The following is an 11,305-nucleotide window of genomic DNA, read 5'->3' as shown; positions in this document are numbered from 1 at the left end:
AACTTTTGGCTTAATATCAACTAACTTAAACGTGGGCTGACCACAGTATGGGCATAGCCGTGTAGAATTTATACGAGTAATTAAAACTCTGACTGTATCCTCCTAAATATAAATATCCTTAAACTTTACCCCTTCCACATTAATAAGCTTTGTTAGATAATCATTATTTAGCATTTGTTCACTCTCCTTTATTGTTTGCAAACACTAGGATGTGACAAATGCTATTTTTATTTAACTACTTTTAGCATTAAAGAAATCTTTTACCACACAAACCTCCGAAGAGCCAAAAAGCTTACTTACCGTATACGTAATTGGTCCGAGTATAACAAAGCTTTAGTGCAAAGAGGAAGCATAACTTTATGGTTCTCGGATGGAACCATTAAAGGATGGAGGGAAAATAAAAGCTTAAGGAAAGAAGGGGCACCCAAGAATTTACTCCGCTGACGCTATCTTATGCGCGTTGATGATTAGGGCCGTTTATCATTTGCCCTTTCGCACTTTGCGAGGATTTCTCTTGTCTCTGATTACTTTGCTGGCTTTGGGACTGCCTGTTCGTTGTTATACGCGCATTTGCAGACGTGCTAAGGAGCTTGGGCAAGAGCTTAAAAAGCTAAGCCGTAAGCGTCCGACAGACATAGTTTTTGACTCCACTGGGGTGAACGTTTATGGCGAAGGAGAGTGGAAAGTACGCCAGCATGGCAAAGCAGAGGACTTGGAGAAAGATTCACTTAAGCGTTTGCCCAGACTCGCACGAGATTATTTTGAGTGAGTTAACCTCGAGTAATGAAGCCGATGATTTAATAGCGAGCCAGATGTGCTCCAAGCTGCCAAAAAGCGTAAAAATCGTTTGTGGAGATGGCGCTTATGATAGACAAGCTTTCTATCGATCATCTTATGTTCGAGGCATAGATCCTGTGGTACCTACCAGAAGAGGAGGAAGGCCAAGCCAAGAGACGGACAAACCTTGGATGAAAAAAGAAATGATGCTTTAAAAGTCATTCAAAGCTTGGGAGCAGATAATGAGGCTAGGCAGCTTTGGAAGAAGCTTTGTGGCTATCATAGAAGATCGCTTGCCGAAACGGCGATGTACCGCTTTAAAAGAAGCTTTGGAGGAGACTTTCGCTCTAGGAAATTAGCCTATCAGCAAGCAGAATTATATGCTAAATCTTTGGCTATGAATAAGACGACAAAGCTTGGAATGCCCCAAAGGGCATTGGGTGCTAACTTAGGGATAGTACTTAACAGACGAGCTATTAGATCATTTACGTAACAAGGCCGCCAGTTAATGACACATATCCTTATTTAAGCTAGCACTAAAAGAAAATTCACGATTTTTTTAAATAGGTGCGGTAAAGAATTTTTTTTAGGTTAAAACAGGTCAGCCTAAGTATCTGCTACAGCTATAAAAGGCTTTTAAACTGTCAGAGCAAATAGGCTAATATCATCATGATAACGCGGGCTGGCTACGTCAAAAGTATGATATTTAATATATCTAGATTGGTTAGCTGATTGTATGTCCTCTTCACGACGCATACTTGTATCGGATACTCTCTTTGTGAATTCTTTGCCCTTATCAATAATTTTATCTTTAAAATTTTCTAATAGATTAGATGGCATGCTGCTTGAGATAATTTCCGTGCATTCTTCTAAAGTTAAATATTCACCAATTCCATCGGAAAAGCCAATAATGGTATCCCCCGGACTAATGGGGGTAGTGTGCACATTAATTGTGCCGCTTCCTAAGCCAAAATCAGGCCTAGAAATAGCTAAAGAGGTATCAAAGGTTCCATTTGCTTTTTTAATAACAATCATCGTGTCTGCTAGCTCTACGCTGAGTAAATAGTAACTGGAGCCAATTTTAATAGTTTGAGCAAAACTAATAGCGGGATGATAAGAGGGGTCTTCGAAAGTACTGGAATTTTTATGGATAGGCCGCGAATCTGAAGTTAAGGTCCGCGCCAATTGTCCAAGTTGATCTGTTAAGAATTGTTGTGCCGATTCAATTGTTTTGAACTTACGCGACTCTAGAGCTTGCTCATAAGACTGGGTAAATTTTCGCAATAACTCTTGTAATACGGGTTGCATATATGGATTATTATGCCCTGCGCCATCTACCACATACCCAAAACCTAGTCTCCTATTCGAGTAGCTGAAGTCCACATTTCCATCTAATCCATCCTCCCGTGAATGATAGGTCGTTTCTTTTGAAAAGAAGGCGTCACTACACATAGGCACATGCTTTTCAAAAGCACTTAAAACAGAATTTGGAACATGAGAGAAGGCGTGAATATAGTTGCTATTGTAATGTAAGCATTTTCCAATAAGTTTTTGGTAAAAAAGTATCTGATTTGCAGGAGTTAACTTTTGATTGATTTTCTCGTTATGATGGCTGATGAAATTCGCTATATTATTAAGGCTAAGAGGCCCGCAGCCAAACCATGCCGCTATCCTGTGGAAAATGGATGTTTGCCTTAAAGGAACAAATCGTTGTGAATTTTCATTCAAAGTCACCACATATTTTTCAGAAGAATCGTCCAAAAATTTTTTAATATGAGTGGTATCAAAGTTTATACGCATAGATTAGTCCTACAGGGGTAAATATAAAGATTTCTTTCTTTATAAATAGGAAGAAAACTTAAAGTTATACACGCACATGTATTAAGTCGTTCTGGTCCTGTTCGTCTAGATAAACTCTCCATCCATAGGCAAGACGTGCAAAGTCTTCCATTAAAAGTGCAAAACTTTGCGCATTCATTTGTTGTAATAAGCCTAAATAATTTAAATCTACACGATATTGATTTTCATTGACGGAAAGGAAAGTTTTAATAGAGGCGCGACTCCAAGGAGCTTTTCTTGCAATCCCGTTCCTTACACTTTTTGGAATAAAATTATCTCCATTATAAATCCTAGTAGTTAAAAATATTTTCGAAGCCCCATCAAAAACTTTTATTTCTAGCTCATTTTCATTTACCTCGAGATGTAAGACCTGATCGTGATCTAACTTTTGAAAAAGCTTTTTTAGATCCTGCTCAATTATCATAAATTTACCCAAACTTTAAAAGATTAAGAAGCAGAAAAATTTACTACTAAGAGATAGAGCTCTTTAATATATTATAATAAATAACACATCTTTATTTCAATTAAACTATACACAAACTAATTTTTTATTAAAAAATCCTTTTCTGCAGCATTGTGTTAAAACAAAGCATTCTTCTTTTTTTTAAAACTTATTAAGTTTTCCCGTGAGATAGAGGAATTTTCTTGCCGTTTTTAAAAATAAAGCATTTAGCTACCTTAGGAGTTAGCAAAGATTTGCTAGATTCTTTTATAAAATTTTTGATTTTATAGAAGAAATACTCAGCAATTTGCATGCCATTATTTTATGGTATAGCCCAATCAATAGGTTCTTGCTTTTTGGTGCGCAATATGTCATTGACTTTAGAAAAATGGCGGCATCCAAAGAAACCTTGTTGAGCTGCATAGGGCGAGGGATGAGCTGCCATTAAAATGTGATGCTTTTTTTCCTCATGGCTAGCGATGATATGACGACATTTCTCTTGCGCCGACTTTCCCCATAAGATAAAAATTAAATTTTCTCTGCCATTTACTAAATGTTCAATAACCGCATCGGTAAAACGTTCCCAGCCCTTTCCATGGTGAGACAAGGGCTCCCCTTGCCGAACAGTGAGAGTAGCATTCAACAATAAAACACCTTGTTCGGCCCAATGGATTAAGCACCCATGCTTAGGCATAGGTATTTGGACATCTGCATTAAGTTCCTTAATGATATTTTGCAAAGAAGGGGGAGGACGGACGCCTTCAGGGACGCTAAAAGAAAGTCCATGCGCTTGGCGGGGTCCATGATAGGGATCTTGCCCCATAATAACTACTCTGACAGACTCATATGGCGTCATGCGAAAAGCATTAAAGACTAATTCACGTGGAGGAAAGACGTTGAAACCTTGAAATCTTTCTCGTTCTACAAATGCTTCTAATTCTTGTAAATAGGGCTTTTGTAATTCGTCTTTTAAAGCTTTTTGCCAAGACAATCCAAGCTCAAATCCTGTCATAATCTTCTCCTAATTTAAAAGAAATTAACAAACCTTTTCAAATGTCCCTAGTAAAACTTATAAAGCTTCTTTCCTCTATGCTTTTAATGCTTATCCTAAGCACTAATCTTCTTGCTAAAAAGTTTTCCTGGCCCTCTATTATCTTTTTAAAAACATTGACGATAAAGGAAGAAGGCCTTTATCATATGGCCTTTTAAAGGATACATATGATGAATATAGCTGAAAACAATTTAATTCGTTTTATCAATATATCAAAGAAAAAAGATGGAATTTTTGCCAACTTTAAAGTAAAAGGATTGAGAGGTGGTACCTCCTTTAGCGCTTCTATTTCTGTAGATATAAGTGCCGCTGAAGTAGACCCGACTGATCCTTTGGAAAAAATTATCGAACATTGTGCTCGTATGGCTGTCAGGGATTTCAAAAAAACTGAAATGCAATTTGAAGGCATGACGGCAAATTAATCATTTCTTATCTGAGTGTAGCGCAGCTTGGCTAGCGCACTTGCATGGGGTGCAAGGGGTCGGAGGTTCGAATCCTCTCACTCAGATTCTTATTCCTCTTTACTAAATTTTTTTATTTAGAAGTAATGCAAGCGCATTAAAGCTTTGTTTTTAAATTATTTCTTCCTTTAGTACGCTGTTTAAGACATTTCATAGATAGGCGGCTACGCTTAAAGATTTCTTCTTTAACTTTTACCGCAATATGCGTGAGCCCAAGAAGCTTATCAAGCTATAGAAATGATATTATCATTGGAAAGATGAGGCTTTTTGAACCACCCTTCATAGATTTATAAGTTAAAAAATTACGACCCTGCGTGAAAAGATTCTGCGTATAAAGATTTGATTTTCCCCTTTATGGTAAAGTAGGTAGACTGTTCAAAGCATATAAAAATTCTTATATGGGGAAGATAAGGATTAGAAATTAAGAAGGGAATTAAGAGACTTATGCTACGGCTGCAAAGCAGTGGGGATAAGTAAGGACTTCTTCATATAGCCTTGCTTTATAAGCCTTTAAAACTAGCTTATGGCTGCTCAAGAAAGAGCTTTGCACGTTAAAGTGATCAAAAAGCTTAGTCACCTACCCGCCCTGAAAAAAGCCTCTCTACTTAATAAAAGCGATTTTATAAAGTACAAGGCTGCATAAGGCGTAGCTAGAAAGTGTATTATTTATTTTTTCTTAAATTTTGCTACAACTTCTAATTGGTTGGTGCCAGGAAAAAATAAATAAGCTTGAGCACAGATAAGTTGCCAGCTCTTTGTTAATTCTTTCCAATCTTGTTTAAAAGAGTTCCAGCCACAGCTAATATAATGCAGTTCTTGAGGAAATTCATTTTCAAGCAAAGCACTAAGCAAGGAGCGATCTAAGCCCTTACGCGGAGGATCTATTATGACTACATTTGCATGATTTAATAGTTCTGTATGGGAAGAAGAGGAGCCTGAAACTAAAGAAATATGAGAAAAACCTTGGTGCTGACGAGCTTTTTCAAAAGAAATTCGGGCCCAAGGGTTAATTTCACAGCATTCAATCTTCTCAGCTTTCTTTGCTAATGAAAAACCTATCACCCCCACGCCAGCGTAGTATTCAACAATTTTTTCCTTAGCTATTAGGCTACTTTTCAAATCATTTAACAACCTTTCAAATACAGCTAAATTGGCTTGGGCGAAGTTAGCTGGGTGAAAGCAAACCTTAGCGCCCGCAAGCGTTTCCCACAGGTCTTCTTCGCCTTTTACTAATACCCATTCTTTGCCAAATATTACATTTGTTCTCTGCTGATTCCAGTTAATCCATATTGAATGCCATCCATGGGGATCTAGCTCCCATAAAAGCTTGGCCGCTAAAAGCTCTTCTCTTCCGCCAGAAGCATTTAGAACTAGGGAAAGCTGTACACGTCCGCTTGACCTATTAACAACACACTGGACATAGCGCAATAGCCCTTCCTGAGTGATTTCATTATAAGGCTTGATTTTATAAGCTTTGATCCATGTTTTTAATTTTTCAACGGCTTGGTTAATTGAAGGATGATGTACTCGGCATAAGGGTATATCTACTACTTGATGAGTCCCATTTTCATAAAGGCCGATAAGAGGGTTTTCAGCAGAGCCTCTCACTGCCAGCTTAGCACGGTAACGCCATTTCACCGCTTGCTCAGAATAATAATTAAAAGGCACGTTCTGTTCAGAAAAAAAATTTTGAACTTCTTTCAAAAGAGGGGGATTATCGACATCTTTATTGATTGTACAACCTGAACAGATAGCAAAATGAGGACAATGGATATCTTTATAAGTATTCATGAAAAAATTTATAAAAAATTGTAAAGTAGTTATTCCTTAGAGCTTTTTTAATAGCTATTCTCCAAGCCTTGATATTCAAATACCTGAGGGGAGAATTAGCTACTGAGGAAAAAGATTATAAGGCTCTTTAGTAGATTAGAGAAAGAAGATCCATCCATTAAGTCGTTAATTTTTTTCTCCCCCTTATGAATAAGCAACTCTTGAATGTCAAAAAAATTTAATTTTGAGAAATAAAGAAATAAAATTCTCTGTTCATAAGTAGGGTGATTTAGGTTCATGAATTTGTGTATAGGCCTGTCGATAAGCTTAAATTGTTATTAACTGGCAGCTTTTCAACACTCTATCAACAACTTATCGACGGACTTAGAACAGAAGTAAATAGATAGGGTTATCTACATTTCCACACCTTAAGAGGAAGAAGAATAAATTTATTAAGAACTATATTCTTCTTTAGCTTAAAGATGCTTAAAATTATTATTTACCTCCCTTGTCTACAAGAATAATCTTGTATTCTTCGTTTTTTTCTATTATACCTTTAAGCTATGAATAATTTTTCGCCTGACTATTTTTTTGATCTAACTACCTTTGCGCATGCTAAACTTTTTAAGAGTTGTACTTTTGTATGGAACGCTTTGTCTCTTATCCCCTCCTACCTGAAAACTCTTGCGTTAGGAGAAATTGAAGCTCCTGTTCCACAAGGAACTTATTTGGTAAATCCTCATTTAATTTCTATCGGTCAAGGTACTATTATTGAACCTGGTGCTTATATTAAAGGTCCTTGTATCATTGGCCAAAATTGTAGTGTGCGTCATGGTGCCTACATTCGAGGCAATTTCATTGCTGGAAATGAATGTGTAATTGGCCATGCTACCGAAGTGAAAAATGCTATCATGTTTGATAAAGCTCAAGCTGGTCATTTTGCTTACCTTGGTGATACCATTTTGGGTTCGCGTGTAAATTTAGGTGCTGGAACAAAATGTGCTAATCTGAGATTAAATCGTCAAAATGTTTCTATCTATTTAGATGGGAGCTTCATTGAAACAAACTTAAAAAAATTTGGTGCTATTATAGGCGATGATTCGCAAATAGGTTGTAATTCTGTAACCAATCCAGGAACTTTATGGGGGAAAAAGGTGATCTGTTATCCATGTGTAAATGCAGGAGGATATATAGCTTCCCACCAACTTATTCGCTCATCTCAAAAAGCGATCATTACTCCTCTTTAAAAGTCTTACTATAAAATTAATTATTAAAATTACTTAAAGCTTACTGTCTATGATTAAAAATGATCCTTTTTCTTACATTTTAGCACCCTACCAGCTCGCTTTCGAATCAAGCTTGCGACAAGCTATCGCTCTTCTAGGCCCTAAAACAAACTTGCGTGACGTCTGTGAGTATGCCTTAATGAATGGTGGCAAGCGTTTTCGCCCCTTTTTAGTACTAGTAATTGCTAAAGCTTTGAAGGCCCCAGTAGATGTATCTTTTGCCGCCCTTGCTGTTGAGTTTTTCCATACCGCTTCTTTATTGGCGGACGATTTGCCCTGTATGGATAACGATGATGTGCGAAGGGATAAGCCTAGTGCTCATAAAGTCTATGGAGAATCTCTAGCCTTATTAGCTAGTTATGCTTTAATTGCCTCGGGGTATGAGTTTCTTGCTAAGAATGCAAAAGTACTAAGCTTATCGGGAGCCCTTCATGCTGCCCAGAGTGACAGGATTTGCCTTCTTGCTCTAGAGAACTGCACATTTAATACAGGCCTTTTAGGGGCTACAGGAGGGCAATTTTTAGATATCTATCCTCCTGATCTAAGTATAAACACCCTGAAAGAAATTATTCGGATGAAAACGGGCTCTTTATTTGAGATTTCTTTTGTCTTAGGATGGTTGTATGGAGGAGGAGCTTTAGATAAACTTGCAGATATAAAAAAAGCTGCTTATCACTTTGGCATGGCTTTTCAAATTGCTGATGATTTTGGAGATGTCGAGCAGGATGCCCATCAAGGGAAGCTAGTCAACTTGGTAGCCAAGTGTGGTAGAGAAGATGCTTTTAAAATGTTTTTAGAGGAAATAGAGGCGTTTAAAGTGATAAGCCAGCAGCTTAATCTGGATGTCCCTGAGTTAAGCACTTTATGTGACTTGCTTACTTCGCAAATCAATTCGGAAAAAGTTGAATAAAGCGCGGAAAATCCCGCGCTAATTTTGTTTAGGTAGGCGTAGAGTTGTTAATCCTTCTTTAAGGAGTTTGCATAGCGCTCATGAGTCGCTTTTAGCTTACCAAGAATAGTTTTTATTTCCTCGGAGGAGATAGAAGCTTCTTTTAAAAAACCTTCCGTAAGCTTAATAGCTCTTTTAGATTCTTTTTTTAGCTCTTCTGCTTCTATGCCAGTATCAATAGACGCTATTGCCAGGCCCAAGCTATCTCTTGCCATGCGCGAACTCCTATCCTCTTCCTCGCTACTTAAAGGATTGATGTATTTGCCTAGAGCCTCTTGTAGAGCTTTTAATTCTTCATGCAGCTTATCTGGTAGAATTTTCATCTCTTCTTCTCTATTAAAATCTTTAAGCTTTTTTTCTTGAGCTTTATTGATAAAATCTGTCTCGGCCTCTAAACCTATTTGACAGCTATTATTTAAGCCCCTTACAGTAGCTTTGATCCTATTTAGATAGCTTGCATTTTTTGCATTAAATCTTGGGGTATCAATTTTTTCCAATATCTCATTTATCTTCATTGCATGGGTTTTAACCGCTAGGGCTAAAAGATAATTTGCCTGATGCAACGAGTAGCCATCTATTTCCTGGTCAGAAGAATTTAATTGGATTTCTAAATTAGATTCCTGCATCGTACCTTTAAGTTTTGTAATAACAGTCGCGCTAAGCAGTTTTAATGTCTCGGAAAGTTTATCATTTCTATATTGCTTACCGGAAATCCAATGTCTTGTTCTAATGCTCTTTATAAAGCTATTTAAATTATCCTTGATTATGTTCCATGTATGACCTTTCCATGAGACGCCTTGCTTAGGCATGCTATTTAAGCTCCCTAAGATTTTATTCATTTTAAAATCTTTTACCTCTTCTACTCTGCGCATGGGACTACTCATCTCTATCTCCTTAAATTAATAGGTTACTAATAAAACACTATAACAATAATATAATAAACTATTAATTATATGAAACATTTGTTTTTAATTATTTTTTTTTGTTTTGTAAAAACTAATTAATTAAATAAGGTAGGTTTTTAAAATGGAGAAGGTTAAAAAGGTTTGGTAATTGGGATTAATGGCTGTGCCACGAAAATGTTGTACTACCTCCTCTGTTTAAGGCATAGTCTTCTAGTATGCTTTGTCATCTAGTTAGTACCCATTGGCCAGGAGTCATTTTAATTTTTGCCAGCTTATTCATAATCGCTGTTCTGAATATATAATGTTCAGCTCTAACAAGCTAGTTTCCCTGTGCGAGAGTTTTCTACCGAGAATTTTTTGCCATGCTTTTTAAAGCGAAGGCATTCCTGCTCCAGCAAGCAATCTGCTAGGATAGCAGCAGAGCTTTTTTTAAAGCTGACTAGCTTTAACGCCTACTCCTAAGCCTTTAACAACTTTTGAAGCATCTCTTCTCTTGTTTTTTAGAGCTTGCCCGCCTTTTAGCTTTAACCTTCCTCGTCCTGAAGGTACCAAAGAGTCTATATATAGTGATTTAAATTTTATATTTCTAATTATCAACATATACTTTAAAAAGAGTAATCAATGGTTTGAGCAAGAGTAGAAATTTATTTAAGTTTGCTGCTACGATTTTCTTAAAATTAGCCCAAAAGGTTTCAATAGGGTTTAGATCTGAAGAATAAGGCGGCAAAAATAAAATTTCACACCCTGCCTTTTTGATAAGTTCATGGGTGGTTTGCAATTTATAGAAGGTAGCATTATCCCTAATCAGAACTTGTCGTGCTTTAAGTTCGGGTATCAATATTTTTTCTAGCCAAAAGTTAAACAAAAGGGAATTACAAGTACCTGTATAACAAAAAGGAGCTATAGTTTTGGACTTTCATTTAGCTGCTATAAAGCTTTCCCTAGCAAATGAACGACCTGCTAGAGCACAATAAATTTTTTTTCCTATAAGTAATCTTACATGTTGGCGCTGTAAGTAGGCATTTACCCCGCTTTCATCTATGTAAATTCTATTTTCTTCCGGAATGTATTCTAGCTTTTGCCTAAATTCCTCTCGCTTATGCTCATCTCTTTCCTTGTAGAAGGGTGTCTTTTTTTTAAAGTGATTTTCAGTCTTTTACAGGCATAAAAAACTGCAGCTATTGTCACTCCGAATCCCTCAGCTATTTCTCTAAGGTAGGCATCAGGAGTTTGCTTTATATATAATTTTAGCTTTTCACTATCTATTTTACTGGGGCTTGGCCGTCTTTTTTTGGGAGCTAGATCACCTTGTTTTTTCCGCTTAATCCAGTTTGTTAACGTGCGAACTGTTACGCCAAAAACAACACTAGCTGTGGCCATTGAGCCGCCATTCTTTATATAATTCAAAGCTTTTTTTCTTAAATCGTGTGAATATACCATGCCAATTGATTATACATATGTACTTAGAAAAATAGAATTTAAATAACTATAAAACAAAGCATCAAAAAGAGCCATTTTCTCAAATAAGGTAAAGAATCAATCTCATTCTTTTACCCAAACCAAAATTGTCGTGTCAACTAATCTCCAAAATCTGTGACTGCTCCTAAATGCTTAGAAGGCCCCCCCCCCTTTCCTTAAATCTATCTGAAATAAAAGCGTGGTAGATTATCTGCGAGCTATTTTTCCTTGATAAGGATACCAATTCGCTTGACTTGCTTTTTTAATTTTTTTTATATTGTTTTTAAAAAAGTAAAAATGCTGAAAAGTCATCCCTACCCAAGGAAATAAAATGCATCCTATCTCTTCGGCCTCTATTGAAAGCTTG

The 11,305-nt window shown here is 36.7% G+C and carries 12 protein-coding genes, 1 tRNA gene and 1 pseudogene; 7 read left to right on the top strand and 7 right to left on the bottom strand.

Annotated features, from left to right (window positions below; genetic code table 11):
- Positions 1 to 421: 421 nt before the first annotated feature.
- From DB41_RS10945 to DB41_RS09220, 3 genes and pseudogenes are all read left to right on the top strand, one after another.
- Positions 422 to 769 (top strand): annotated as a pseudogene (locus tag DB41_RS10945) (transposase); the annotation flags it as partial.
- Positions 666 to 992: a transposase gene (locus tag DB41_RS13095; RefSeq protein WP_155117652.1), complete on the top strand. Its 327-nt coding sequence runs from the start codon at positions 666 to 668 to the stop codon at positions 990 to 992. The pseudogene DB41_RS10945 and the gene DB41_RS13095, both read left to right, overlap by 104 nt.
- A complete protein-coding gene (locus DB41_RS09220) occupies positions 965 to 1,270 on the top strand; it encodes a hypothetical protein (RefSeq protein ID WP_080502493.1) in 306 nt (101 codons plus the stop codon). The genes DB41_RS13095 and DB41_RS09220 overlap by 28 nt, the downstream gene beginning before the upstream one ends.
- Positions 1,271 to 1,413: 143 nt before the next feature.
- On the opposite strand, the gene DB41_RS09215 is transcribed toward DB41_RS09220, so the two are convergent.
- From DB41_RS09215 to ung, 3 genes are all read right to left on the bottom strand, one after another.
- Positions 1,414 to 2,577, bottom strand: a complete 1,164-nt coding sequence (locus tag DB41_RS09215) for a hypothetical protein (RefSeq protein WP_039386543.1) — start codon at positions 2,575 to 2,577, stop codon at positions 1,414 to 1,416.
- A 64-nt stretch (positions 2,578 to 2,641) separates the two neighbouring features.
- Positions 2,642 to 3,040, bottom strand: a complete 399-nt coding sequence (locus DB41_RS09210) for a hypothetical protein (protein ID WP_039386542.1) — start codon at positions 3,038 to 3,040, stop codon at positions 2,642 to 2,644.
- A 340-nt stretch (positions 3,041 to 3,380) separates the two neighbouring features.
- A complete protein-coding gene (gene ung / locus DB41_RS09205) occupies positions 3,381 to 4,070 on the bottom strand; it encodes a uracil-DNA glycosylase (RefSeq protein ID WP_039386541.1) in 690 nt (229 codons plus the stop codon).
- Between the two features lie 206 nt (positions 4,071 to 4,276).
- Here ung and DB41_RS09200 point away from each other — a divergent pair, with 206 nt between their 5' ends.
- Together DB41_RS09200 and DB41_RS09195 are read left to right on the top strand one after the other, a co-directional pair.
- Entirely contained in the window at positions 4,277 to 4,531 is a 255-nt protein-coding gene (locus DB41_RS09200) for a hypothetical protein (protein WP_039386540.1), read from the top strand.
- Between the two features lie 11 nt (positions 4,532 to 4,542).
- Positions 4,543 to 4,617: transfer RNA gene (locus DB41_RS09195), tRNA-Pro, on the top strand.
- 619 nt (positions 4,618 to 5,236) lie between these two features.
- Here DB41_RS09195 and DB41_RS09190 read toward each other — a convergent pair.
- Positions 5,237 to 6,361 (bottom strand): methyltransferase, encoded by a 1,125-nt coding sequence (locus tag DB41_RS09190; RefSeq protein ID WP_039386539.1) that lies wholly within the window; start codon positions 6,359 to 6,361, stop codon positions 5,237 to 5,239.
- Between the two features lie 542 nt (positions 6,362 to 6,903).
- Here DB41_RS09190 and DB41_RS09185 point away from each other — a divergent pair.
- Entirely contained in the window at positions 6,904 to 7,587 is a 684-nt protein-coding gene (locus DB41_RS09185) for a UDP-N-acetylglucosamine diphosphorylase (RefSeq protein ID WP_039386537.1), read from the top strand.
- Positions 7,588 to 7,636: 49 nt separating this feature from the next.
- On the top strand, positions 7,637 to 8,536 hold the full coding sequence (locus DB41_RS09180; RefSeq protein ID WP_052244074.1) for a polyprenyl synthetase family protein: 900 nt from the start codon (positions 7,637 to 7,639) through the stop codon (positions 8,534 to 8,536).
- Positions 8,537 to 8,583: 47 nt separating this feature from the next.
- On the opposite strand, the gene DB41_RS09175 is transcribed toward DB41_RS09180, so the two are convergent.
- The 3 genes from DB41_RS09175 to DB41_RS09165 all read right to left on the bottom strand — a co-directional run bounded on the left by DB41_RS09175 (position 8,584) and on the right by DB41_RS09165 (position 10,920).
- Positions 8,584 to 9,459: a hypothetical protein gene (locus DB41_RS09175; RefSeq protein WP_039386536.1), complete on the bottom strand. Its 876-nt coding sequence runs from the start codon at positions 9,457 to 9,459 to the stop codon at positions 8,584 to 8,586.
- Positions 9,460 to 10,066: 607 nt separating this feature from the next.
- On the bottom strand, positions 10,067 to 10,384 hold the full coding sequence (locus DB41_RS13090; protein ID WP_039386534.1) for a transposase: 318 nt from the start codon (positions 10,382 to 10,384) through the stop codon (positions 10,067 to 10,069).
- Between the two features lie 167 nt (positions 10,385 to 10,551).
- Complete coding sequence (locus tag DB41_RS09165; protein ID WP_039386532.1) at positions 10,552 to 10,920, bottom strand: IS630 transposase-related protein; 369 nt, start codon at positions 10,918 to 10,920, stop codon at positions 10,552 to 10,554.
- Between the last annotated feature and the right edge of the window lie 385 nt (positions 10,921 to 11,305).

Source organism: Neochlamydia sp. TUME1, assembly GCF_000813645.1.
GTDB lineage: Bacteria > Chlamydiota > Chlamydiia > Chlamydiales > Parachlamydiaceae > Neochlamydia.
The sequence above is the reverse complement of the archived record's forward strand: the minus strand, read 5'-3'. Positions and strand labels throughout refer to the sequence as shown.